Source organism: Phyllobacterium sp. A18/5-2 (assembly GCF_025452215.1).
Taxonomy (GTDB): Bacteria; Pseudomonadota; Alphaproteobacteria; order Rhizobiales; family Rhizobiaceae; genus Phyllobacterium; species Phyllobacterium sophorae.
Genome location: NZ_CP104966.1, coordinates 717,475 through 742,766 on the forward strand (window position 1 = coordinate 717,475; position 25,292 = coordinate 742,766).

General features: G+C 58.6%; 18 protein-coding genes and 6 pseudogenes. 16 read left to right on the forward strand and 8 right to left on the reverse strand.

Translation table 11 applies throughout. The annotated features are described in order from the left end of the window. Positions 1-118 precede the first annotated feature (118 nt). Positions 119-737: pseudogene (locus N8E89_RS03555) on the forward strand (alpha/beta hydrolase). Between the two features lie 182 nt (positions 738-919). Here N8E89_RS03555 and N8E89_RS03560 read toward each other — a convergent pair. Together N8E89_RS03560 and odc2 are read right to left on the reverse strand one after the other, a co-directional pair. Continuing rightward, on the reverse strand, positions 920-1,534 hold the full coding sequence (locus N8E89_RS03560) for a GNAT family N-acetyltransferase (RefSeq protein WP_262261163.1): 615 nt from the start codon (positions 1,532-1,534) through the stop codon (positions 920-922). 85 nt (positions 1,535-1,619) lie between these two features. Beyond that, entirely contained in the window at positions 1,620-2,753 is a 1,134-nt protein-coding gene (gene odc2 / locus N8E89_RS03565; protein ID WP_106664159.1) for an ornithine/lysine decarboxylase, read from the reverse strand. Positions 2,754-3,294: 541 nt separating this feature from the next. Between odc2 and N8E89_RS03570 the strand changes: the two are divergent. From N8E89_RS03570 to N8E89_RS03585, 4 genes and pseudogenes are all read left to right on the forward strand, one after another. Beyond that, positions 3,295-4,480, forward strand: a pseudogene (locus N8E89_RS03570) (amidase). Continuing rightward, entirely contained in the window at positions 4,480-5,379 is a 900-nt protein-coding gene (locus N8E89_RS03575) for a LysR family transcriptional regulator (RefSeq protein WP_262261165.1), read from the forward strand. The pseudogene N8E89_RS03570 and the gene N8E89_RS03575 overlap by 1 nt, the downstream one beginning before the upstream one ends. 68 nt (positions 5,380-5,447) lie before the next feature. Next, positions 5,448-6,107 carry a DUF1007 family protein gene (locus N8E89_RS03580; protein WP_106664162.1) on the forward strand — a complete coding sequence of 220 codons (660 nt, stop codon included), beginning with the start codon at positions 5,448-5,450 and terminating at the stop codon, positions 6,105-6,107. Between the two features lie 14 nt (positions 6,108-6,121). Continuing rightward, positions 6,122-7,189 carry a nickel/cobalt transporter gene (locus N8E89_RS03585; RefSeq protein ID WP_262261166.1) on the forward strand — a complete coding sequence of 356 codons (1,068 nt, stop codon included), beginning with the start codon at positions 6,122-6,124 and terminating at the stop codon, positions 7,187-7,189. Here the strand turns inward: N8E89_RS03585 and N8E89_RS03590 are convergent. After that, on the reverse strand, positions 7,186-7,395 hold the full coding sequence (locus N8E89_RS03590; RefSeq protein ID WP_113173901.1) for a hypothetical protein: 210 nt from the start codon (positions 7,393-7,395) through the stop codon (positions 7,186-7,188). The genes N8E89_RS03585 and N8E89_RS03590 overlap by 4 nt on opposite strands. A 295-nt stretch (positions 7,396-7,690) precedes the next feature. Beyond that, positions 7,691-8,362 carry a GNAT family N-acetyltransferase gene (locus N8E89_RS03595; protein WP_262261167.1) on the reverse strand — a complete coding sequence of 224 codons (672 nt, stop codon included), beginning with the start codon at positions 8,360-8,362 and terminating at the stop codon, positions 7,691-7,693. Between the two features lie 93 nt (positions 8,363-8,455). Here N8E89_RS03595 and N8E89_RS03600 point away from each other — a divergent pair, with 93 nt between their 5' ends. Next, positions 8,456-9,640 carry a pyridoxal phosphate-dependent aminotransferase gene (locus N8E89_RS03600; RefSeq protein WP_106664283.1) on the forward strand — a complete coding sequence of 395 codons (1,185 nt, stop codon included), beginning with the start codon at positions 8,456-8,458 and terminating at the stop codon, positions 9,638-9,640. A 46-nt stretch (positions 9,641-9,686) separates the two neighbouring features. On the opposite strand, the pseudogene N8E89_RS03605 reads toward N8E89_RS03600, so the two are convergent. Then, positions 9,687-10,401 (reverse strand): annotated as a pseudogene (locus N8E89_RS03605) (tellurite resistance TerB family protein). A gap of 91 nt (positions 10,402-10,492) precedes the next feature. Beyond that, positions 10,493-11,423: pseudogene (locus N8E89_RS03610) on the reverse strand (rhodanese-related sulfurtransferase). A 157-nt stretch (positions 11,424-11,580) separates the two neighbouring features. Here N8E89_RS03610 and N8E89_RS03615 point away from each other — a divergent pair. Continuing rightward, positions 11,581-12,219 (forward strand): 2-dehydro-3-deoxy-phosphogluconate aldolase, encoded by a 639-nt coding sequence (locus N8E89_RS03615; protein ID WP_113173904.1) that lies wholly within the window; start codon positions 11,581-11,583, stop codon positions 12,217-12,219. 76 nt (positions 12,220-12,295) lie between these two features. Here the strand turns inward: N8E89_RS03615 and N8E89_RS03620 are convergent, their stop codons facing one another. Further along, positions 12,296-14,059 (reverse strand): peptidoglycan L,D-endopeptidase MepK, encoded by a 1,764-nt coding sequence (locus N8E89_RS03620; RefSeq protein ID WP_262261169.1) that lies wholly within the window; start codon positions 14,057-14,059, stop codon positions 12,296-12,298. A 390-nt stretch (positions 14,060-14,449) separates the two neighbouring features. On the opposite strand from N8E89_RS03620, the pseudogene N8E89_RS03625 reads away from it, so the two are divergent. The 3 genes and pseudogenes from N8E89_RS03625 (at position 14,450) to N8E89_RS03635 (ending at position 18,761) form a co-directional block, all read left to right on the forward strand. Beyond that, positions 14,450-16,286: pseudogene (locus N8E89_RS03625) on the forward strand (M3 family oligoendopeptidase). Next, positions 16,286-17,188: a heme-dependent oxidative N-demethylase family protein gene (locus N8E89_RS03630; RefSeq protein ID WP_262261170.1), complete on the forward strand. Its 903-nt coding sequence runs from the start codon at positions 16,286-16,288 to the stop codon at positions 17,186-17,188. The pseudogene N8E89_RS03625 and the gene N8E89_RS03630 overlap by 1 nt, the downstream one beginning before the upstream one ends. A 126-nt stretch (positions 17,189-17,314) precedes the next feature. Continuing rightward, a pseudogene (locus N8E89_RS03635) lies at positions 17,315-18,761 on the forward strand (homospermidine synthase). Between the two features lie 66 nt (positions 18,762-18,827). On the opposite strand, the gene N8E89_RS03640 reads toward N8E89_RS03635, so the two are convergent. Beyond that, the gene (locus N8E89_RS03640) at positions 18,828-19,235 is read right to left on the reverse strand and encodes a VOC family protein (protein ID WP_106664171.1); all 408 of its coding nucleotides are present in this window, start codon (positions 19,233-19,235) and stop codon (positions 18,828-18,830) included. 182 nt (positions 19,236-19,417) lie between these two features. Between N8E89_RS03640 and N8E89_RS03645 the strand changes: the two genes are divergently transcribed. From N8E89_RS03645 to N8E89_RS03670, 6 genes are all read left to right on the forward strand, one after another. Further along, on the forward strand, positions 19,418-19,801 hold the full coding sequence (locus N8E89_RS03645; protein WP_262261172.1) for an outer membrane lipoprotein Omp10: 384 nt from the start codon (positions 19,418-19,420) through the stop codon (positions 19,799-19,801). A 423-nt stretch (positions 19,802-20,224) separates the two neighbouring features. Further along, positions 20,225-22,108, forward strand: a complete 1,884-nt coding sequence (locus N8E89_RS03650) for a 5'-nucleotidase C-terminal domain-containing protein (RefSeq protein WP_262261173.1) — start codon at positions 20,225-20,227, stop codon at positions 22,106-22,108. A 151-nt stretch (positions 22,109-22,259) separates the two neighbouring features. After that, positions 22,260-23,309 (forward strand): ferrochelatase, encoded by a 1,050-nt coding sequence (hemH, locus tag N8E89_RS03655; RefSeq protein ID WP_262261175.1) that lies wholly within the window; start codon positions 22,260-22,262, stop codon positions 23,307-23,309. Between the two features lie 113 nt (positions 23,310-23,422). Further along, a complete protein-coding gene (locus tag N8E89_RS03660) occupies positions 23,423-24,427 on the forward strand; it encodes an SPFH domain-containing protein (RefSeq protein WP_262261813.1) in 1,005 nt (334 codons plus the stop codon). A 24-nt stretch (positions 24,428-24,451) separates the two neighbouring features. Then, positions 24,452-24,910 carry an NfeD family protein gene (locus N8E89_RS03665; RefSeq protein ID WP_113173910.1) on the forward strand — a complete coding sequence of 153 codons (459 nt, stop codon included), beginning with the start codon at positions 24,452-24,454 and terminating at the stop codon, positions 24,908-24,910. Positions 24,911-24,973: 63 nt separating this feature from the next. Then, on the forward strand, positions 24,974-25,222 hold the full coding sequence (locus tag N8E89_RS03670) for a DUF1902 domain-containing protein (RefSeq protein WP_262261176.1): 249 nt from the start codon (positions 24,974-24,976) through the stop codon (positions 25,220-25,222). Positions 25,223-25,292: the final 70 nt, after the last annotated feature.

Below are 25,292 nucleotides of genomic sequence, written 5' to 3' on the forward strand. Positions count from 1 at the left end.
GGACGGAGACAATGTATCAAGCGGGAGACGGGTTTAACTATCCCGGCTCCCGCGACATATGCAGGACATGGAAAAGCAACCAAGTGGTGCGGATGACGCCGCACTGGAGAGGTTAGACATGTCAATCAATAGCTATCGGCATCGCATCCACAAGGCCGAACAGCCGGGCGGCCCGCTGCTGTTCGTTTTTCACGGCACGGGCGGCGATGAAAACCAGTTCTTCGATTTCGGCCGGCGCTTGCTGCCGGACGCCACGATCGTATCGCCGCGCGGCGATGTATCGGAACATGGCGCATCGCGCTTTTTTCCGCCGCACGGGCGAAGGCGTCTACGATATGGACGACCTCGCCGCGCGCACGAGCACCATGGCGCAATACATCCGGGCTCACAAGGACAGTGCGAAGCCCGCGACTGTGATCGGCCTTGGCTATTCCAATGGTGCGAATATCCTGGCTTCAGTGATGCTGTCGCAACCCGAACTGTTCGACGCAGCGATATTGATGCACCCATTGGTACCGTGGAAACCGGCCGCGCAAACCGGGCTTGCCGGCAAACACGTATTGATCACCGCCGGGCAAAGGGACCCGATCTGTCCGCCGGAACTGACCCAATCCTTTGCCGATTATCTGATCTCGCAGGAGGTTGAGACCGACCTTTTCTGGCATCCAGGCGGGCACGAAATCCAGCAGGGTGAAGTGACGGCGATTGAAAATTTCGTCCGCAAAAATGCCCGTTAAACAAAAACCGGCCCAAATGAGGCCGGTCCTCTATTCTAAAGGCCTTTTGAGAATTCACGCCGATGAGGCAGCTGGGCTGATTTTCGAGAACCGGAGCGCAGTGGACTTTTGGGTCCATGAGCACCGGAAGCAGAGAAAATCGCATCAGATGTCCATCAGGGTGAAGAGATCAAAAGGTCTCTTTACATTGAAAACCGCAGCGACACAGGCAGTACTCTCGTCGCCCGCGATGAACGGCGGCCTCGTGGCGTGAGCAATCCGTGCGCACCGTCAAGGTGGCCCTGCTTTAGTTCCAGCGCCAGAAAACGGCGGCGCTCGACCGGACCAGGCATGGCAAGGCCTGACGTGTTCGCACCGCTGAAACCAAAACGCTCGTAATATTCCGGATCACCCACCAGGATGATCGCGCCGTGGCCAAGGCGTGCGGCCTCGGCTGTCGCATGATGCATCAGTGCCGCGCCGATGCCCTGCCCCTTGACCGAAGGATCGACGGCCAAAGGTCCGAGCAGGAGCGCACGCACCGGTTTGCCTGCCGCGTCGTGTCCGGCCTGGATGTCCCAAAGGCGCACCGTGCCCAGCAATGCGCCGTCTTCGCCGCGCGCGACAAAGGCAAGGCCCGCGGAAGGCAGCCGGCCGCGCCGCAGCTTTTCCGACGACTTGCGGCGGCGGCCCTCGCCCATGGCGCGATCCAGCAAAGCTTCGCGTGCCCGTTCGTCCTGCACGGTTTCGTTGAGGATAATGCAAGCCTGCGATCCATCCGGATGCAGATTGTGTTCGATGAAGTCTACTGCGCTCATTGTCTTGACCAATCAATCATAAAGGTGCGTCAACGCCGCCCGGCACGAGAGGCCGGGACAGCTTTTGCAACGGGGCAAAAACCCCTTAAATGACGTATGATCGGAGTGGTTCAAACCCGTTGAAGGCGACTGCCGAGTAGGTCGTGGTGTAGGCGCCAGTTCCCTCGATCAGCACCTCATCGCCAATGGTCAGCGAAATGGGGAGCGGATAGGGGTTCTTTTCGTACATCACGTCGGCCGAGTCACAGGTCGGGCCTGCAAGGACGCAAGGCTCGCTGCGGTCGCCATCGCGCGGCGTGGTGATCTGGTAACGGATTGCCTCATCCATCGTCTCGGCGAGACCGCCGAACTTGCCGATGTCGAGATAGACCCAGCGGACATTGTCATTGTCGGCTTTCTTCGACACGAGTACGACTTCTGCCTTGATCACGCCGGCATTGCCAACCATGCCGCGGCCTGGCTCGATGATGGTCTCGGGCAGGCGGTTGCCGAAATGCTTGCTCAATGCCTGGAAGATCGCCTGACCATAAGCCTGGGCGGTCGGCACGTCCTTGAGGTAACGGGTCGGGAAACCGCCGCCCATATTGACCATCTTCAGCGTGATGCCTTCCTTGGCGAGCGTATCGAAGACCTGCTTCGCATCGCCGAGCGCACGATCCCAGGCGGCCAGATCCGTCTGCTGCGAACCGACATGGAACGATACGCCATAGCTGTCGAGGCCGAGCTTCTGCGCGGCCCGCAGCACGTCGACCGCCATTGCCGGCACGCAGCCGAACTTGCGCGACAGCGGCCATTCGGCGCCGGCCCCGTCGGTCAGGACGCGGCAGAACACGCGCGAGCCGGGAGCTGCGCGGGCGACCTTCTCGACTTCCTCGACGCAATCGACGGCATAGAGACGAATGCCGAGTTCGAAGGCACGCGCGATATCGCGTTCCTTCTTGATCGTGTTGCCGAAGGAGATGCGGTCAGCCGTCGCACCGGCATCGAGTGCCATTTCGACTTCGGCAACCGATGCCGTGTCGAAGTTCGAACCGAGAGAGGCGAGCAGACGCAGGATTTCCGGCGCAGGATTGGCCTTCACCGCATAGAAGATCTTCGATTCCGGCAGCGCCATCTCGAAATTATGAAAATTTTCCCGAACCACCTCGAGATCAAGCACCATGCAGGGGCCATTCGGGCGTCGTGTATTGATGAAGTCGAGGATGCGCTGTGTAGCCATCTTGGGTCTCCAATCCGTAGCGGCACTTGCGGCCGCCTTGATGCAAGTCTGAGGTCACGGGACGCACCCGATGGACCGCAGGGACAAAGTGCATGAGTCGGTCCAGCGCGAGGCCAGCCTTTGGAGATGCTGGAACCACGGGAAAGATTCATGCGGCGATGGATCAACGCTAAAGCCAGCGTAGATCCGCTTTGTCTGCCTTGGTTTGGATGAACCCATCCGCACTACCGGCAATGAAGGTGTGCCTCTTCAGTAATCCCGGCTTATGGACAGCCGGAAGACACCAGAAAGGCCCGCACCGTCGTTGCTTCAGATGTCCTCAGCTTGGCAGTAGGCCGTCAAACTGACTGGAGGGGTTAGTTCCAGGTACCATACCGTTTCCTCACCATAATGAAGATCGGCGGACACCCATGGGCACGTGCGACTTTGGGCAAGCGCGATATAAGTCGAAACTTGTGTCCAATCAATGACAAATGTGGGTCTGGGCAAAATTTTTTATTCATTGAACAACAAGGGGTAAATGCCCTAGAATCGTTGAACGATGAGCACAATTCCCCCGCTGAACGCCCTGTTGGATTTACCCTCTGTTAACCTTGTCGCGGGCAGCAGCCCGCTGACCGGTGAAACCTTGGCGGTCAAGGACATATTTGACATCGCTGGTCTGGTCACCGGGGGCGGTAATCCGCAACGAGCGAGCGAGATCATCTCCAGCAATCAAGACCGCCCCCGCGGTGCAGAGCCTGCTCGGCGCCGGTGCCCATTTCATCGGCAAGACCCAGACCGACGAACTTGCCTTCTCCATGATGGGCCAGAACGCGCATTTTCCATACCCGGTCAATCCGGCTGCGCCGGACCGGGTTACCGGCGGCTCCTCCTCAGGTTCAGCCGCCGCTGTTGCAGGTGGTCTCGCCTCCATCGCCGTTGGCTCCGATACCGGCGGATCCATCCGCGCACCGGCAAGCTTCTGCGGCCTGATCGGCCTTCGCACAACCCACGGGCGCATATCCCTTGAAGGGACAATGCCGCTTGCCCCTTCGCTCGACACCTTCGGCTGGTTCGCCAGGGACATGGCCCTCTATGAACAGGTTGGATCGGTCCTGCTCGGCGCCGACGCTTACGACTTCAGGCTCGATCGCCCGCTCTTCATACCCCTGCTGGAACATCTGCTCACCGGCGAGGCCGAAGACGCCGCCTACAGGGCTATGTACGGAGCCGTCTGCGCGCATCTCGGTCAGGCGCGTTCGGCCCGCCAGCCTACGGCATCCATGGACGACCTCTATCTTTGCCTGAGGCAGATTCAGGGTTTTGAAGCCTGGGCGGCACATGGCGCCTGGATCTCGGCAAAAGAGCGAAACCTTGGCCCCGCCGTCAAAGAGCGGTTCGAGTATGGTTCGACCATTAATCTTGCAACCTATAAGGCACAGATGAAGCGGCGCGACCTGTTCCGCAGCGAACTGGCGGACCTTTTGAAGGACGACGGCGTCATGGTCATGCCGACCGTTCCAAGCGCCGCTCCGCTCGTCTCCACGTCCTTTGACGATTCGCAAGCCTACCGCGAGCGCTGCGTCCGATTGTTCTGCCTTTCCGGCCTGTCCGGCTTTCCCCAGATCACTTTGCCGCTCGGGCAGGTGCATGGCGCGCCATTCGGCATTTCCCTGCTCGGACCGAAGGGCAGCGACCGCGCCTTGATCCGCCTCGGGCGCGACATTTTGGAAAAGGCAGCCTGATGGACACGCTCACCCGCATGCGCGCCTTTATCGACGTGGTCGAAGCCGAAGGGTTCTCGGCAGCGGCGCGCAAAATCGGGCGGTCCAAGGCGCTCCTGTCCAAATATGTTCGCGAACTGGAAGACGAGCTTGGTGCGCTGCTGCTCAACCGCACCACCAGACAATTCTCGCTGACGGAAGCGGGGCACACCTATTACCAGCGCGCCAGCGAGATCCTGCGTGAGGTTGAAAGCCTGCAGGAAGCTGTGCGCAGATCCAGCAGCGACATCAAGGGCCGCATCAAGATTTCGGCGCCCCGTACGTTTGCCGATGCGGAAGTCGGTCAGTGTCTTGTCGATTTCTGCGCAGAACAGCCGGATATCGTTCTCGATGTGCGGCTGGACGACCGCTTTGTCGATCTTGTCGAGGAAGGCTTCGATCTCGCCATCCGCATCACCCGCATGCAGGATTCCTCACTTATCGCCAAGCGCATCGCGCCATTTCACGTCATCGCTTGCGGATCGCCCGCACTGATCGAGCGCGTCGGCAAGCCAGCACGGCCAGAACAGCTTGCGGGCCTCCCCTGCATCATCGACACCAACAATCGCACACGCAACGCCTGGCAGTTTCACAATGATGATGGCGCAGCTGTGTCCGTGCAGGTCTCGGGACCCATCGAAATCAACAGCCCGCTTTCGGCGCGTCGAGCGGCACTTGCCGGGCTTGGGTTTGCAATGCTGCCCGATTTCACCGCGCGGGCGGATATTGCGAGTGGCAGGCTGGTCGGCGTTCTCGAGCAATTCGTGCCGCGCGATGCCGGCATTTATGCCGTTTACCCGCATCGCCGGTACCTCCCGGCAAAAGTCCGCGTCCTTGTCGATTATCTGGCCAAGTGGTTCAAGGACAACCGCAACGCATGATTATGTTATATCGTCCCAATTTCGCCAAGTTCGGGATGTCCTGTGCAGCAACTCAAAAAGGGTCATCCATGCACCAAAGATTCGCGGTTTTCATCGGCGCGCTCGCGGCGGGACTGACCTTCGCCACACCGGCCCATGTGCATCCGCACGTCTTTGCTGAAGCCCGCCTAGATATTACCATCAAACCCGATGGAACCGTCGAAAAACTCGGCCATGTCTGGCGTTTCGACGATCTGTTCTCCTCGACGGTGCTCGTCGAGTTCGACAAGAACGCTGACATGAAGCTCGACGAAAAGGAGCTGGCGGATCTCGCCACCACGATCAGCCAATCCATATCCGAGTACGATTATTTTCAGGCCGTCATGCATGATGGCAAGAATATCGCCATGGCCGCGCCGGCGCATCTGATGGCCGATTTCCAGAACAATCAATTGCTGATTATCTTCGAGAGCACACCCAAACAGCCGCTCAAGCTCGGCAAAAAGACGAGCTTTGGCGTTTACGACCCCACCTTCTACACGGCCATCGACTACGTGAACGACACGGATATCCACGTTACCGGGCTGCCTGCCGGCTGCACGCAAAAGGTAGTGCGCCCTGACCCGGACGAAGCCATCGCCCAAAATCAAGGCACATTGACCGAAGCTTTCTTCAACGATCCCACCGGCACGAATATGTCGAAAATATTCGCAACGCGGCTCGAAATCGAATGCGCCCAGAACGGGTGACAGAGGAATAGAATATGCAGAAAAGAACCCTGTTCGGCGCCCTGGCTCTCGTCGTGGTTCTCGGTGGTCATGCGCTGGCACAATCTTCGCTTGGCATCGGGTCGAACGAAGTTGCCATGCAGCCCACAGGACCATTCAGCGAAATCATCCTCTGGATCAATGTCCAGCAGCGCAATTTCTATCTGGCCATGACCCACGCGCTCAAGGCCATGCGCGAAGATCCGTGGCAGGCATCGGTTCTCGTTGGCCTGTCCTTTCTTTACGGCATTCTCCACGCTGTTGGCCCCGGCCATGGCAAGGCTGTTATTTCCTCCTACATGCTGGCCAATGAGACGACGTTGAGGCGCGGCGTCCTCCTCTCCTTCGCATCGTCGATGCTGCAAGCGCTGACGGCGCTATTCATCATCGGCCTGACCTTTCTGGTGCTGCGCGGCACAACGGTTTCAATGGACGATGCGGCGCATTACATGGAAATGGCAAGCTTCGTGCTGATCATCGCCTTTGGTCTGTCGTTGCTATGGCGCAAGGTGCCGCTGCTGTTCCGCCCGCGCGTCGCCCATCTCATGCCTGAAAAGCACGGCTCGGTGCTGGCGGATCATCATCATGATCACCACCATCATGATCATCACGGCCATTCCCACGCCGCCCATAGCCACGATCATCATCATGACCACGGCCACCACCATCATGATCATGCCGAGGGAGAAGTCTGCGCCACCTGCGGCCATTCGCACGCGCCGGACCCGGCGATGCTTGCCGGCGAATTCAACTGGAAGACCGCCTGGGCGGCAATAGTCGCGGTAGGCTTGCGTCCCTGCTCGGGCGCTTTGATCGTCCTGACCTTCTCGCTGCTCAACGGCCTCATTCTTGGCGGTATCCTATCCGTCTTCGCCATGGCACTTGGCACATTCATCACAGTTGCCATACTGGCAACGCTGGCCGTCACGGCCAAGAATGTGGCGCTCAAGGTTTCCGGCGCCTCGGCGCTTTCGGGCCGGGTTCAAAACATCATCGAGGTTGCCGGCGCGCTGTTCATCGTGCTGTTCGGCGCGTTGCTCCTGACCGCATCGATACGGTTTTAGCGCCTGTCATCCTCGTGCTGTTTTCTGGCGCGCAGCCAGAAAACGAAGAAGAACCCGGCGACAAAAACCATCGCGAAGATACCGGCCGCAAGCGTCGAGCGTTCGCCGAGCGCCAGCATCAGCGTCGGCATCCAATAGGCCACAATGCCGAAGCCAAGCATGATGCAAGCAGCCGCTATCGCCGCATTACGGGTTTTCGGATCCATCGCGCTTCACAAGCCCTTCTTCAACGCCGGTTTGAAGTGGTTGTAACCTTGCTGTGCGGTAATGCAAGTGCACGAAAGGTCGATGCCGATTATCTCCCCCCTTTGTGGGGGAGAAAGTGATTTCAGTATCTTAGCGTCAGCTGAGTGCTAGAGATCACAAGAGAGGGGAAATCCCGCTGCGCACTTAGGCAAATCCCCTCACTTGGATTTTCTAAGGATTTAGCAAAGAGGCTAAATCCAAGAAAATCCTTTCTCTCCCACCAGGGAGAGATAACCGGCGCCACCACATGCGAGCTCAAGGAGCCCGAAACTCCTCCAGCCTTTTGATCTGCATCCCGTTCGCATCGAAATTATCCGGTGACAACCATGCCTGATAGGCGGCTTTGAGCGCCGGCCACTCGCTGTCGATGACCGAATACCAAGCCGTGTCGCGGTTCTTGCCCTTCTGCACCATATGCTGGCGGAAGATACCTTCAAACGTGAAGCCGAACCGCTCTGCTGCCCGCTTCGACGGCTCGTTGGCATTGTTGCATTTCCACTCATAACGCCGGTATCCGAGCTCAAAGGCATATTTCATGAACAGGAACTGCGCTTCCGTCGCTGCAGGTTTGCGCGAAATCAGCGGCCCCCAGTAGATGTTGCCGATCTCGATCACTCCAAACGCCGGATCGATGCGCATCAGTGTCTGGCGCCCCGCGACCTTGCCGCTGGCCTTGTCAATGACCGCGAAAAACAGCGGGTCCTTGCTCGCTTCGGCCTTTTCCAGCCACGCCGCAAAGGCTTCGCGGTCTTCGGCGGGGTTTTCGAACAGAAAGCGGAACCGGTCGCCAGCGTCCGCAACCGATGAGGCTTCATAGAGCCCGTCGCCGTGCATTGCGGCATCGAGCGGCTCCAGACGCACATAGCGGCCCTCAATCGGTTCGCGGGCGGGCAAAGGTCGCGGCGTCCAGTTTGTCAGATCGGTCATGATATTACAGGCCTGTTTTGCGTAAGATTGTTTGACTCCTTACGATGCTACAAGCACAAAGCAGAAGTTGAAAATTGTATGTGGGACAAGAAAATGTTGCGCACTATCGCGGGGTTCGACCGTATCGGTGAGGAAAATGCCTTTGCAGTGCTTGCCCGGGCAACGGCGCTCGCAGCCGAGGGCAAGGACATCATCAATCTCGGCATCGGCCAGCCCGACTTCAAGACACCCGCCCACATCGTCGAAGCCGCCATCAAGGCACTGAAGGATGGGCACCACGGCTACACACCGGCAACCGGCCTGCTCGCTGCCCGTGAAGCGGTAGCCCGCCGCACGTTCACCACGACCGGCGTCGAGGTTTCGCCGGAAAACATCATGATCGTTCCTGGCGGCAAGGTAACGATGTTCGCCGCAATCCTCATCTTCGGTGAGCCCGGTGCAGAAATCCTCTATCCGGACCCTGGTTTCCCGATCTACCGCTCGATGATTGAGTTTACCGGCGCCAAGCCTATCCCCGTCCCGATCCGTGAAGAAAACGGTTTCGCATTCTCCGCCGCAGAGACGCTGGCGCTGATCACGCCGAAGACACGGCTCTTGATCCTCAATTCACCGGCCAACCCGACCGGCGGCGTGACCCCGAAAGCCGAGATCGTGAAGCTGGTGAAGGGTCTCGAAGCCCATCCGCACGTTGCCATCATGTCCGACGAAATCTACGACGTCATGACCTATGACGGCGAGGAACATTGTTCGCTCCTGACCTTTCCCGAGATCCGTGACCGGCTGATCGTGCTCAATGGCTGGTCGAAGACCTGGGCGATGACCGGCTGGCGCATGGGCTGGTCGATCTGGCCGAATTCGCACGAGAGTGGTCAACTCTACGACAAGGTGCGCAAGCTCGCGGTCAATTGCTGGTCCTGCGTCAACGCGCCGAGCCAGTTTGCCGGCATCGCCGCCATCGACGGCCCGCAGGACGATGTTGTGAAAATGTGCAAGGCATTCGACAACCGGCGCAAGATCGTCGTCGATGGTCTCAACAGTCTGCCAGGCATCAGCTGCACGACGCCAAAGGGCGCGTTCTATGCCTTCCCCAATGTCAAGGAAACCGGCTGGCCGGCCAAGCAGCTGGCGGCGGCGCTGCTCGATGAAGCGGGCGTAGCGCTGATCGGCGGCCCGGATTTCGGCATTCTTGGTGAAGGCTATATCCGCCTTTCCTACGCCAATTCGGAAGAGAACATCGTCCGAGCCATCGAGCGCATTGAGAAATTCCTGGCGAAGTAGACCGGCGGCCCTCCCCCTTTGTGGGGAGAGCTAAAACCACCAGCCCTCAGGACGGGGAAGTGACCTTGACTTCGGCCACCGTCGCTTCGATATGCTCGATCAGATTGTCCGGCAGCTTCAACCGGCCGGCGAGCAGGTCGAGATAGCCGCGTTCGGCGCGCGTCTTCGGATCGATGGCAAGGCGCGAAGCGGTGTAAAGCTCGACCTTCTGCGCATCGGTAACGGCGGCGGCAACCAGCGCGTCGATATCGACCGGCGCGTTGAGCTCGTTCGCCAGGAACTCCTGCGTGTCGCTATTGATGCCGGATAGCGAGAGTTTTTCGATGATGCGCGCCTTTTCTGCGTCGTCCACCATGCCGTCAGCGCGGGCGGCTGCGATCATCGCGCGGACCAGCACCAGGGCAAACTCATGCTCGCCCTGCGGTGCGGTCGCCGGGTGAAAGCTCGAGATCGTCCGGTGGCGAAAGCAGCTCGGGTTCACTTGCCTGAGGCGTTTCTGCCGGGGTCTTGCCGGACTGGTAGTTCTGGTAAGCCTTGTAGGCGAGCCCTGCCACGGCGGCGAGACCGCCAAGCTTCAGCGCGCCACCAGCCACTTCGCGCCCCGTGCCGGTGCCAAGCAGGATTGCAGCCAGCGCACCGGCAGCAAGCGGATTGTCCTTGGCCATTTGCGTTGCCTTGCCGGCCGTATCACGAACCGAGGTTCCGACCCCGGGGATGTTGCTTCCCAGGAAATCATCGAGAATCTTCTTCGGATCAAGCATGCAAATCTCCTCTTGGCTGCATGAATTCGCTCCGCATAACTAAGAACGGGTTCATGGCATTGCAATGACAGGAGAGGAATTTGTCAGGCGCCTAGCTGCCTATATGCGCCTTCTCGCCGCGCTCTTTGGCTAATCTGACCTGCTTCTGCCGTTCGGCAAATCGGGCACGGTCTGCATCCGTGCGCTCGTGGTAGCAGTTCGGACAGGAGACGCCTGCCTCGAACAGCGGCGAAAGCTTGTCTTCCGGCGCAATCGGATTGCGGCAGGCGTGGCAAAGTTCGGCCTCACCCTCGATAAGACCATGACCGACCGAAACCCGCTCGTCGAAGACGAAACATTCGCCTTCCCAGCGGCTTTGCTCCGCCGGCACATCTTCGAGATATTTCAGGATGCCGCCCTTCAGATGAAACACATCGTCGAAGCCAAGACCTTTGACGAAGGCGGTCGCCTTCTCGCAACGAATGCCGCCGGTGCAGAACATGGCAATCTTCTTGCCTTCGAGCTCTTCGCGGTGATTTTCCACCCATTGCGGAAACTCGCGGAAGGTCTTCGTCTGCGGGTCGATCGCGCCGGCAAATGTACCGATCGCCGTTTCGTAATCATTGCGTGTATCGATCAGGATGGTCGCCGGGTCGGAGATCAACGCATTCCAGTCCTTCGCCGGCACATAGGTGCCAACGCTCTGCAACGGATCGATATCCTCCACCCCCATGGTGACGATTTCCTTTTTTCAGCCGCACTTTCATGCGCTTGAAAGGCATCTCGCTCGCATGGGAATATTTAAGCTCCATTCCGGCAATGGCTGGCTCGGCTTCGAGAAATTCGACCAGGTTTTTGATTGCGGCCGCCGACCCGGCGACAGTGCCGTTGATACCTTCAGCGGCAAGGAGCAGCGTGCCCTTGATCCCCTCACCGCAGCACAGCTTCGCCAGCGGCTCCTGCAACGACTGGTAGTGATCCAGCCGGGCAAAGCGATAGAGTGCGGCCACTGTAAATGGCAGGTTTGAAGAATGATCCGTCATGATCGCATCCAACTACTGTGCTATGCCTGCAATTTCAAGGGTTTTACGCTGCCGGCCTCGAACTGTGTTCCAGTTGTGCAGCTTGTGAGATAACCAGGTAGACAAATCTGCCAAGCCCTACTAAATCGATTGAAGTTCAAGATTGCGGAGAAGCTACATGACCCAGAAGACCGATTTGCTCCTACCCGTCCTCAAGGGCCAGCCGGTTATTCCGGTCATTCTCATCCAGAACGTTGCCGACGCCGTTCCGCTGGCGCGCGCCCTTGCCGCCGGGGGCCTGCCGGCAATCGAGATCACACTGCGCACGGCCGCAGCCCTCGACGCCATTCGCGCTGTCGCCAATGAAGTGCCGGAAGCCATTGTCGGCGCGGGAACCATCCTCAACGCCCGCCAGTATGAGGAAGCAAGCGAAGCCGGTTCGCGATTCATCGTCAGCCCCGGTGTGACCCCGCAGCTCATCGAAGCTGCGCGCCACAGCAAGGTCCCTTTGCTCCCTGGCGCCATCACGCCCGGTGAAATCATGGCGCTGCGCGAAGAGGGTTATACGATGCTGAAGTTCTTCCCGGCCGAACAGGCTGGCGGCGCGACCTTTCTGAAATCGCTGGCCTCGCCGCTGGCCGGTACGCTCTTCTGCCCGACCGGCGGTATCAGTATCGCCAATGCCAAGACTTATCTGAACTTACCCAATGTCGTCTGCGTCGGCGGCTCATGGGTTGCACCGGAGGAACTGGTCAAGGCTGGCAAGTGGAACGAGATCACCAGACTCGCCGCCGAAGCAGTCAAGCTGGCCGCGTAGACGCCGGAATTTTGGTGCAAACCGCTCTAGAATGTTGAAATCCCTATCTCACCAATGAGGGAGATAGGGAGGAGCGTTACGATCCGCTGGTCGGATTGAACTTGGCGATCTGCAGGAAGGTAACCGCCTTGCCTGTGAACTTGTTGGCGGCCACTGGCGTGTCATGGCGGAAGCCGCCCACATAAACGGTCGTTGGTGCCGTTCGCATCAATGCATTGCGCAGGACGGCCGGTTCCACATGTGGCGCTACATCAGCGACCTGCTCGGTCGAGAGCGCGCGATCCGGAACATCCGAGGAAACCTGGATCGCCTTGGCGCTTTCATCCTGCGCGGTCTGACGACGCGGTTTCGATCCTTTCGCCGTGGTGTTCACACCGCTGTCAAGTATGACAGCGGGCTCACGCGGTTCAGCTGATGCCATTTGTATATTCTGCTGCACGGCTGGCTGCGGGTGGGCAAGGCGCCCGCCGATCGTTCCTGGCAGTGTGGGCAATTGCTGGGCTTGTTTGAGAAGCGTTTCCGGTGTCGGGTCGACGTCCGGTACCTGAATGATATCCCGGTCGTTCGCCGCCGTCTCCGGCAAAGCCGAGGCAGGCGCAGGGCGCTGGTCGGGCACAATCGCCGCTACCATCATGTCATTGTGCTTGGGTTTGTCGAAAGGTACAGGCACCAGAGCATTGACCATTTCAGCGGACGTCTTGGGGGCAGCGGCACTGGAACCGTGGGTGTTGGCCGCCATGAGCTCATTGATTGCACCGACGCCGTTCTGCGGCCGGGGTTCTGGCAATGCAGCCAGCGCATTCAGTGTCGGCTCAGCCGGCACCGGCGTCGGCGAATAGTCCGGACGGCGCAGGGGAACCGGAACGTTGAGTGCTAGAGCCTGATTGTCCTCGGGCGTTCCCGCCATCGGCGTTTCAGGCTCCGGCACTACAGGATTGGCCTGTGACGCTTTGGTCTGTGCTGGTGCTCCATCGCCATCGGCTACTTCCGCTTTTGCAGCAACGGTCCTCGAGGGTTTCGCCGCCGATGCTACAGCAACTGAACCTTCACTGGAATCCTCTGCTTCATCGGCGCCGCCGCCAAAGAGAACACCGAAAAGTGTCTTACGGCCGGAGCTCGAGGAGGCGCTGGCAATCTGGATCGAACTGCCACTGCGCTTGCGCGATTCATAGGCGGCAACGGCCTGCTCATAGCCGGGCAACGGCTTGCCGTCGGAGGGAACGTGCAAGGTCTTGCCATTCGGGAAAACTGTGAGCAGCTCCTTGCGGCTCATGCGCGGCCAGTGGCGAACATTGCCGACATCGGTATGTATGAAGGGGGAACCGGAGGTCGGATAGTAACCCACGCCGCCAGCCTCGAACTTCAGGGCCGTGTTGCGAAGCGTCGCGAGTTTCACACCCGGGAGGTACCAGTCCATCGCCTTGCCAAGCATGTGCTGGCTCTTCTCCGCGACGCCGCGCGAACGGGAACGCAACATTGAATTCGTGGAGGGGGAGCGATAACCGCAGATAACGTGAATGTAGTCCCTGCCACCGGCCGCCTGGTATACTTGCCACACCAGATCGAACAGGCGGGGATCCATCTTGGTTGGTTCGTTGCGGCGCCAGTCGCGCAGGAACTTGTTCAGCTTGTTCAAGCCGTCCTGCTGAAAGCGGCCGTTTTTCTTGAATGTGATTTCAGCACGTTCGTTCGTATGGACGAAATAAAGTTTCAGGGTGCGTGTCTCGGCATTAGCCTGCGTGGATGCAAACAACATCGACGCAAGAACCACGAGGAACGCAAACCAGCCGGAACGCACAAGAATACCCACCGTCGATCCGCCGTTCTTAACATGATTCATGTCTGACAATTCGTCCCAACCTTGACCGCTATTCCAACCCCCGAACAGCTGGATTATCGGATTTAATGGTTAATGGTCGCTTTATTGAAGAACAAATACGTTGAGAGCATGGCAAAAACTCACGCAGAATCCATCGTTATGTGGCATGGTAAACGGGTTGTTCACAGCACAGTTAACGTCTTTTGGCTGATGAATCCACCCCACGAAAGTCTAAAATTTGCTCAAGTATTGAACAAGCAAGACAGAACTGGATCAATCGCCAACGGACTCTTAAGGTTTGGATCGCCGGTCTTCCTCTTGTGATTCGGACCTTCGAAATTTCATTCGCTACAATGACATGGTGCCAAAATGACTTCTGAAACAACTGGATACACGCTCGATCACGCACTTATGGCTGCGGCAAAAACCGGCGGCGCGGCAGCCATGAAAAACGATCAGGCGGCGCTTGGCGTCCTTCCCGAGTGGAATTTGGCGGATCTGTATCCGTCAACCGAAAGTAGCGAGCTGAAAGCCGATATCGCAAGGGCCAATGAGCTCACCGCAGCTTTCGAAGCGCGCTGGAAGGGCAATCTCACGGCCGAAGCGGGCAAACCGGACGGCGGCGAATTTGCCGTCTCCATCCGGGAGTTTGAGGCGCTGGAGGAACTCATTGGCAGGATCGTCTCCTTCGCCGGCCTGGTCTATGCAGGGGACACGTCAGACCCGAAGCGCTCCAAGCTTTATGGCGATATCCAGCAGAAGATGACGGATGCCAGCACGCATCTGATCTTCTACAGCCTCGAGCTCAATCGCATCGACGATGCGGTGATCGAAAAAGGCAATGGCGAACAATCCCGCCATCGGCCATTACCGGCCGTGGCTTGTCGACCTGCGCAAGGACAGGCCCTACCAGCTTGAGGACAAGCTTGAGCAGTTGTTCCACGAAAAATCGATTACCGGCCGTGGCGCCTGGAACCGCCTGTTCGATGAAACCATGACCGCCCTGCGTTTTGAGGTGAATGGCGAGGAGCTGTCGCTCGAGCCCACGCTCAACCTGCTTCAGGATGCGGACGCGAACGTACGCAAGACCGCTTCCGAAGCGCTTGCCAAGACATTCAAGGAAAACCTGCGCACCTTCACCCTCATCACCAATACGTTGGCGAAGGACAAGGAAATCTCCGACCGCTGGCGCGGATTTCAGGACATCGCCGATAGCCGCCATCTCGCCAACCGCGTCGAGCGCGAGGTTGTCGACGCGCTTGCCGAGGCGGTGCAGGCCGCTTGCCCCCGATTGTCGCATCGCTACTATGCGCTGAAGGCGAAGTGGCTCGGTCTGGAATATCTGAACAACTGGGACCGCAACGCGCCGCTGCCCGAGACCCCGCAGGCCGTCATATCCTGGACTGAAGCCCGCGAAACCGTGCTTTCCGCCTATCACGGCTTCGCCCCGGAAATGGCCGATATCGCCAGGCGGTTCTTTGACCGGAGCTGGATCGATGCACCGACCCGGCCTGGCAAATCCCCCGGCGCTTTCGCCCATCCCACCGTGCCCTCCGTGCACCCCTATGTGCTGCTCAACTATATGGGCAAGCCGCGCGATGTGATGACCCTCGCGCACGAACTTGGTCACGGCGTGCATCAGGTGCTTGCTGGCGACCAGGGGGCGTTGATGGCTTCGACCCCGCTGACCCTGGCCGAGACCGCATCGGTGTTCGGCGAAATGCTGACGTTCCGTTCGCTTCTGGAGAAGACCAGGGACAAACGCGAGCGCAAGGCGATGCTGGCGCAAAAGGCCGAGGACATGATCAACACGGTCGTGCGCCAGATTGCCTTCTACCAGTTCGAGCGCCGTGTCCACACTGAACGCACGAACGGCGAATTGACCTCCGACCGCATCGGCGAAATCTGGCTGGATGTGCAGAAGGAGAGCCTTGGACCGGCGGTCCGCTTCGGCCCCGGCTACGAAACCTTCTGGACCTATATTCCGCATTTCATCCACTCGCCCTTCTACGTCTATGCCTATGCCTTCGGCGATTGCCTGGTCAACTCGCTCTATGCGGCCTACCAGAATGCCGATGCAGGTTTTCAGCAAAAGTATTTCGACATGCTCAAGGCCGGCGGCACCAAGCACCACTCCGAATTGCTGGCGCCTTTCGGCCTCGATGCGACCGATCCTGCCTTCTGGCAGAAGGGCCTGTCGGTCATCGAAAGCATTATCGACGAGCTGGAGGCGATGGACGCCGCATAATGGTCACGACTACTCCGGCTCACACGCCTTATGATGGTTCGGCGCAACCCTTCACCATAGGATTGCAGCAGCTCGACCTGAAGGACTGGATTGAGATCGACGAGAATCTTCTCGCCTGTCTGGCAGAAAAGCAGCGCCTGTTCACACTGCATGGCGAGCGCATATTCGTCGAGGAGACGGGAACGGACGAGGCTCAAAAGGAAGTGCTGGAGCTGCTCGCCGCCCATCTCACCGGGCACTACCCCTCCATCTACACCCGTGACGGCGAAACCATCGCCATTGCCGGCCGGGATGAACCGGTGCCGCTTGGCGAAGCGGAAACGCCCTCCCTGCGCCGCGCCGCCAGTCTCGTTCAGGAAGACCTGGTCCTGATGCGCAAGGATGAGCAGCGCGGCTGGCACCTTGGCGCTGCCTCCCTGTCGTTTCCCTCGTCCTGGACGCTGCTGGAGAAATTCGGCCGCTCGATGGACGAAATCCACGCGCCCGTCCCTGATTTCGGCGCGGGAACCCGCAATGCCGGGCTGATCACCCGCATGTTCGACAATCTGCGCCTCGACCGCCCGGTCTGGCGTATGAACTGGTCGCTCCAACCCGATGGCAATCTCTATCACCCGCTCGCCAGCCACCAGAAGGGCGCGCTCTACACCGATGGTGACATCGCCGAACAGAGCTACGTTCGGGTCGAGCGCCAGACATTGCGCAAACTGCCTGGGTCCGGCGATATTCTTTTCACCATCCGCATTCATCTTGATCCGATAAAAGCGCTGAAGAAACACCCGGAGTGCCGGGCCGTGGCTGAAGCTTTTTCCCGCCAGCTCGAAGCGCTTAATCCTGCGCAATTGCATTACAAAGGTATTATGGCAATCCGCGAACGGCTTATCGAAGCGCTCAAGCGGCTATAGGCAATTCACCCTAAAAGGGCAATGGGTTGTTTGCTCTTTGTCATGTCTATGCTCTATGGTTTCTTTGAAGCGGGGAATTAACCGCTGCACTCATTGATGGAGATCAAAATTAGGAGCAACAAAAAAATGGCGAAGGCTGATTGGCCTGTACATGGAGAAATTACCGGTCCGATCGTGATGATCGGTTTCGGGTCCATCGGACGGGGTACCCTGCCCCTCATCGAACGCCACTTCAAATATGATAAATCCCGGCTGGTCGTTATCGATCCAAGCGCTGCCAACAAGAAATTGCTCGACGAGCGCGGCATCCGCTTCATCCAGCAAGCCGTTACCAAGGAAAATTACAAGACGCTGCTCAAGCCGCTTCTGACCGAAGGCGGTGGACAGGGTTTCTGTGTCAACCTTTCCGTCGATACCTCGTCCGTCGACATATTGCATCTTTGCCGCAAGCTCGGCGCGCTGTATATCGATACCGTCATCGAACCCTGGCCCGGCTTCTACTACGCCAACGACCTCGATAACGCTGACCGCACCAATTATGCCCTGCGCCAGACACTTCTTACCGAACGCAAGAAGCGTCCCGGCGGACCGACGGCGGTTTCATGCTGCGGCGCCAATCCAGGCATGGTTTCGTGGTTCGTCAAGCAGGCCGTGCTCGACCTGGCGCGGGACCTGCGCGTTGATCACACCGAACCGGCGCGCAATGATCGTGACGGCTGGGCCCGTCTGATGAACAAGGTCGGCGTCAAGGGCATTCACATTGCCGAGCGTGACACCCAGCGCGCCACCGAGCCGAAACCTTTCGGCGCTTTCTGGAACACCTGGTCCGTCGACGGTTTCATTTCCGAGGGCCTGCAACCGGCCGAACTTGGCTGGGGCACCCACGAAAAGTGGATGCCAAAGAATGCCCGCAAGCAGAAAAAGGGCAACAAGGCCGCGATCTTCCTGGAACAGCCCGGCGCCGATACACGTATCCGCACCTGGTGCCCCACGGAAGGCGCCCAGTTCGGCCTGCTGGTCACGCACAACGAAGCGATCTCGATTGCGGACTTCTTCACGGTGTACGACAAGAAAGGCAAGGCATCGTACCGGCCGACATGCCACTATGCCTACCATCCCTCGAATGTCGCGACATTGTCTCTCGACGAGATGTTCGGTGCAGCCGGTCAGCCGCAGGCGATCCAGCATGTGCTTGACGAGATCCGAAATCGTCGATGGTGCCGATGAACTCGGCGTCCTGCTCTATGGCCACGACAAAAACGCCTATTGGTACGGTTCGCAGCTGACGATCGAGGAAGCCCGCAAGCTTGCTCCGTATCAGAATGCGACGGGCCTGCAGGTTACGTCTGCGGTCATGGCCGGCATGGTCTGGGCGCTGGAAAATCCCGACGCGGGCATCGTCGAGACTGACGAAATGGACTTCCGCCGCTGCCTTGAAGTCCAGAAGCCCTATCTTGGTCCGCTCAGGGGCCACTATACGGACTGGACCCCATTGGAAAACCGCCCGGGTCTGTTCAAGGAAAATCTCGACCTTGACGATCCCTGGCAGTTCCGCAACATCCTGGTGCGCTGACAGCAGCGCTCAAATCAAAACGGCAGCCTTCGGGCTGCCGTTTTCGCTTCCGCCATTCTTTGCCGGCTATTCCGGCGCAACTGGCTTGGCGTCATAACAGACGAACGCCAGCTTGTTGCCGTCAAGATCGCGGATATAGGCAGCATAAAAGCCCTCGCCATATTGCGGGCGGAAACCGGGCTTGCCCTCGTCCCGTCCGCCGTTCTTGATCGCAAGTGCATAGAGCCGGTCAACCAGCGGTGCATTATCGTCGAAGCGGAATGCCGTCATGACGCCATTGCCGACGGTCGCGCGCCCGCCGTCGAAAGGGTGACCCACAAAAAACAGGGGGAAAGTGTCATCGCCCTTCCGGCCCCAGGAGCTCGAAAGATGATCCCTGTAGCACTGATCGAGGCCCATTTCTGCCATGAGCGGATCGTAGAATTTGATCGCCCGCTGAAGATCATTGGTTCCAACCATGGTATAGCCGATCATCGCCTCGCTCCATAATTTGTGGTCGCTACTATCGCCAACTGTGGTCCAGGTCACAAGGCCGCCATGTCAGTAGTCTCTGCCGGAAAATATCGTATCCTTCAAATCTTCAATTAAACTTAGGTCTTGTTTTGGCTTGATTTTCGCGGCATTGAATGAGGCAGATCCATTGGGAGACAGTCTGGATGAAACGCTTTTCGCTGGCCATCGCCGCAACCGCACTGACCATCACCCTTGCCGGCTGCATGAGCGGCGGCGTCCAGGAAGGCGGTCCGGTCACCCGGCCCACTGACGCCGTGCAGGGTCAATGGTTCGACACATCCGGCGTCGCTTTCTCCAATTTCAATGGTGGCGCGTTCGAAACGCGGGCCAACGATACCAAGGAAAAATTGGCGGAGGGCAGCTATCGCTTCGCTTCGGCCAATCTGATCGAGATCAATTTGCGCTCGCTTGCCCGCGGCACCCAATCCAAGGTTAATTGCGCCTTGGTCAGTGCTGGCCAGCTGAATTGCACTTCCTCATCAGGTCAGCAATTCTCACTGACGCGCCGCTCACCGCAGGTAGGCTAGGCTCCTCAATTCCTCGCGCGAATGGCTGAACGATCGTATAATTGAACGCCGCAATGCATGACGCTACCTTCTTCGAAGGCCATCGGTGGTCAACGGAAAGAGGCAATAATGAGCGTCGTGCAAAGAAGTATTTGAGGCAGTTCGAGCAATCGATGTTCCAGAGATAGGGCGATGAGGGCGGCAACTGCATTGAGCAGGCGAAACGACGACATTACCTCAATCAAGTCCGAATTGATGCTGATCAAATGGATGATGGGATTCGTTCTTGCATTTCAGATTGGTATTTTCGCCAAATTGTTCCTGTCTTGGAAAACTCGGCAAAATCTACGTCCTCGGCAGCGGCACGTGTCATATCTTCTTGACGCGCGAAACATAGGATGAAGATACTAAACCATTCGATCGAAATGAGCCCGCGGAGCAGTCATGTCCAGAATCCTCAACCAGATCCTGCCGAAAATCCTGTTAGCCACCTCCGCCCTCGGCATGACGGCCGGCGTGGCGATGGCCGACTACACGCTCAATATTTTGCATATTAACGATGAGCATTCGCGCATCGAGGCGATCAACAAGTTTGATTCCACCTGCTCGGCCGAGGAAGAGGCCAAGAAAGAGTGTTTCGGCGGGATCGCCCGCGTCAAAACCAAGATCGACGAGCGCCGGGCCGCGCTTTCGAAAGACGGCGGCAACGTGATTGTTCTCGATGCCGGTGACGAGTTCCAGGGTTCCCTGTTCTACACGACCTACAAGGGCGACGACACCGCCGAATTCATGAACCAGATGGGCTTCGATGCCATGGCTCTCGGCAACCACGAATTCGACGACACCCCCGTCACGCTCGGCAAATTTCTCGACAAGGTGAAGTTCGCGGTCATTTCCAGCAACATCGAAGTCGCGCCGAATTCGCCCATCGCCGGTAAATTCAAACCCTATCTCATCAAGGAAATCGGCGGCCAGAAGATCGGCATCATTTCCGCCCTGACCACGGATACGGCGGAAATTTCGAGCCCCGGTCCCGATGTCAAATTCGCCGATGAAGTCGAGACGCTGAAGAAACTGGTCGACACACTGAAGGCCGAAGGTGTCAACAAGATCATCGCGGTCAACCATTACGGCTATCTCAGGGACAAGGAGCTTGCGGCAAAGGTCGACGGCATCGATGTCATTGTCGGCGGCCACAGCCATACGCTCCTGTCGAACACCGACGCGGAAGCGCTCGGTCCCTATCCGACCTTGGTGAAGAATCCTTCCGGCCGGGACGTGCCGATCGTTCAGGCAAAGTCCTATTCGAAATATCTCGGTGAGCTCAAGGTCACCTTCGACGATGACGGCAATGTCACCAAGAGCGAAGGCGCACCGATCCTGCTCGACGCGTCTGTCACTCCGGATCCCGCCTTTGTGGCCCGCATCAAGGAATTGGGCAAACCGATCGAGGAATTGAAGGCGAAGAACGTCGGTGAATCCAGCGGTGTGATCGAAGCTGCGCGCGAGGTTTGCCGCGTCAAGGAATGCAGCATGGGCGATCTGGTTGCCGATGCCCTGCTCGACCGCGTCAAGGGCCAAGGCGTGACGATCGCCATCATCAATGGCGGCGGCCTGCGCGCATCAATCGATGCGGGCGAAGTTACCATGGGTGAAGTCCTGACAGTCCTGCCCTTCCAGAACACGCTGGCGACTTTCCAGTTGCGCGGGTCCGATGTGGTCGCAGCGCTTGAAAACGGCGTCAGTCAGATCGACCAGGGAGCGGGCCGTTTCCCGCAGGTCGCCGGGCTCAAATATGCATTCGATGCGTCGAAGCCGGTTGGCAGCCGCGTCTCTGACGTTCAGGTCATGCAGGGTGACAGCTGGAGGCCGATCGATACCGGGGCGACCTATGGTGTCGTTTCGAACAACTACATGCGCGCGGGTGGCGACGGCTACAAGATTTTCTCCACCAACGCGGTGAATGCCTATGATTACGGCCCCGGGCTTGAATTGGTCCTTGCCGACTACATGGGCAAGAACACGCCTTACAAGCCATACACCGACGGGCGTATCACTGTGCTCGCGCCAGGAACTTCCGCGGAGACAAAACCGGCTGAACCGGCGGCGGAAGCTGCCGCAAAGCCAGCGCCGGAATCGGCAGCGGCGGCGCCGGCGGCCAACCATCATCCGGATACCTATACGATCAAGCGCGGAGACAATTTCTGGGATATTGCTGAAGAGGTCTACGGCAAGGGCAGCGAGTGGAAGAAACTCGCTGAAGCCAATCCCGACATGAGGGTAATGAAGTTGCCGATCGGTGCGGCGATGAAAGTCCCGGCGCTGTAAGAGTTGATTCTCGCCCCCTCTGTCGTGCGGGACAGGGGGGTGAGAACGCCACACTGCTTCAAACATGACCGCCCAAAACATGCGGCCATTCGCACTCTTGCAATAATACCCGCCCCCACTAGGTTCCACGCGCAGAAGTGGAGTAATGGACATGGCAATTTCTGGCGGGGATCTGGCGGTGGTAATAAAGCCCGAAGACCATCCACGCATCGAAACCTCGAAGGTCGGTGTCCTTCTCGTCAATCTCGGCACTCCGGACGGCACCGACAAGGTGTCGATGCGGCGCTACCTGAAGGAATTCCTGTCCGACAAGCGCGTGATCGAATGGCCGCGCGCCCTCTGGCTCCCGGTGCTCTACGGCATCGTCCTCAACACCCGCCCGAAGAAGTCCGGCGCGCTCTATGCGAAGATCTGGAACCGCGAACGCAACGAGTCGCCCCTGCGTACCTACACCCGTTCGCAGGGCGAAAAGCTCGGTGCTGCCCTCGCTTCCCATCCTGAAATCCTCGTCGATTGGGGTATGCGCTATGGCCAGCCGTCGATCGAGCAAGCGCTGGAGCGCCTCGACAATGCCGGTTGCAAGCGCATCCTGATGTTTCCGCTCTACCCGCAATATTCGGCAACGACGACTGCGACGGTCAACGACAAGTTCTTCGAGGCGCTGATCAAGATGCGCTACATGCCTGCAACACGCACGGTTCCGTCGTATCAGGACGAAGCTGTCTATATTGATGCCCTCGCCACCTCCATCGAAAAACATTACGCGACGCTTGATTTCGAGCCTGAAGCCCTCATCGCCTCCTATCACGGCATTCCGCAGAGCTATTTCAAACGCGGCGACCCCTATCCCTGCCATTGCTGGAAGACCACGCGTCTCCTGCGCGAACGCCTTGGCTGGAGCGAAGACAAGCTGATCACCTGTTTCCAGTCCCGCTTCGGCCCGGAAGAATGGATGCAGCCCTATACGGACAAGACGCTCGAGAAACTTGCGAGGGATGGCGTGAAGTCAGTTGCCGTCTTCAATCCGGGTTTTGTTTCCGATTGCCTTGAAACGCTGGAGGAAATCGCCGGCGAAGGCGCGGAAATCTTCCGGCACAATGGCGGCGTCAACTTCACCCACGTCCCCTGCCTCAATGATTCCAGCGAGGGCATGAAGGTCATCGAGGAGCTGGTCCGGCGTGAATTGCAAGGCTGGATTTGAGCTCTCCCCGGGCTCGCTAGAATCATAACTATCGTCTATCTTGCCCTCGCCCATCCAAGGGGCGATGATCATATGTGACGCTGCTCAAGCGGTGTCGGCCAGGGGAGACCACCATGCCGTTCAGCGGTTTCGACTTTACCATTCCAGTTCTCGTCATTCTGGTACTGGTGGTTCTGTTTGCGGGCGTCAAGACGGTCCCCCAGGGCTACAACTACACGATCGAACGCTTCGGCAAATATACCCGCACCCTCGCACCGGGGCTCAACCTCATCGTGCCCTTTTTCGACCGGATCGGCGCCAAGCTGAACATGATGGAACAGGTGCTGAACGTTCCGACCCAGGAAGTCATCACCAAGGACAACGCCAACATCGCTGTGGACGGCATTGCCTTCTACCAGATCCTCAATGCGCCGCAGGCGGCCTATCAGGTCAGCGGATTGCAGAACGCCATCCTCAACCTGACCATGACAAATATTCGTACCGTCATGGGCTCCATGGTACTAGACGAACTTCTGTCGAACCGCGATACGATCAATGACCGCCTGTTGCGCGTCGTTGACGAGGCTGCGCATTCCTGGGGCATCAAGATGACCCGCGTCGAGATCAAGGACATCAACCCGCCGCAGGACCTGCTCGACAGCATGGGCCGCCAGATGAAGGCGGAACGCGATAAACGCGCGGTGGTGCTCGAAGCCGAAGGTACGAGGGCGGCGCAGATTCTGCGCGCCGAAGGGTTGAAACAGGCGCAGATCCTCGAAGCAGAGGGCAAGCGCGAGGCGTCGTATCGTGAAGCCGAGGGGCGCGAACGCCTGGCGCAAGCCGAGGCCAAGGCCACGGAACTGGTCTCTGCCGCCATCACCGCCGGCAACGTGCAGGCGCTCAACTATTTCGTGGCGCAGAAATACACCGAAGCCTTCGGCAAGTTCGCAACGAGCCCCAACCAGAAGGTCATCCTGATGCCGATGGAGGCCTCTTCGCTCATCGGCTCGCTTGGCGGTATCGGCGCGATTGCCCGCGAAGTATTCGGCGACAGCGCATCCGCAACCCCGCCCGCTCCCGCAACCCCGCCCGCGCGTGCCCGCACGGTTCCCGGCACCGGTGGCGGCTCGAATTCATAATCCGCAAGCGGGGGAGTGACACCTATGCTGGAACGTCTCTTCGCTGAACTCGGCCCCTGGAACTGGGTCGTTCTTGGCCTTGTCCTCATGATATTCGAGGTCGCCGCACCCGGCATCTTCTTCCTCTGGTTCGGCATCGCCGCGCTGATCGTCGGCACGGTAGCGATCCTGTTTGGCGAAGCGCTCGGCCTGGGCTGGCAGCTGCAGGTCATCCTGTTCCTGATCCTCTCCGTCATTTCCGTCTTCATCGGCCGCCGGCTGATCGGCGCGACGGACGTCGTGTCCGACGAGCCACTGCTCAACATGCGCGGCGAACAGCTGATCGGTCAGGTGGTGACGCTGGAAGAGGCAACGGTCAACGGTCGCGGCCGCGCCCGCATCGGCGACAGCCTGTGGCGCGTGACAGGGCCGGACCTCGCTGCCGGCACGCCGGTGCGCATCACCGGCATCGATCATGGCACACTGGTGGTGGAGCCGGTTTAGGGTCATCGGTTAAGACTATTGTCTCGTTTGCGGTGCCTGTCGCGCCTGTGATATGATTTGAAAATGAAGAACAAAACGCCAAGCTTTGTCGTATCTGTTTTTCAGGAAGATGGTGCCTGGATCGCCGTCAACGATGATTTGCCCATAGCAACAGAAGCGCCAAGCTATAGTGAGTTGCTTGAAAGGGTTTGGGAGATCGCGCCGGAGATTGCCGTTCTGAATGGCTGGGTGAGCGATCCACACAAACTTCGTCTCCGTTCTTCGTCGTTCCCTCAAATATCGAGAAACGCCACACTGCCAACGCCGTTCTGAAACAAGCAGGCCTGCCCAAGGCGTTCGACACAAAAGGTTGCTGAGACGAATTTTGAATTCATCCTTTTGA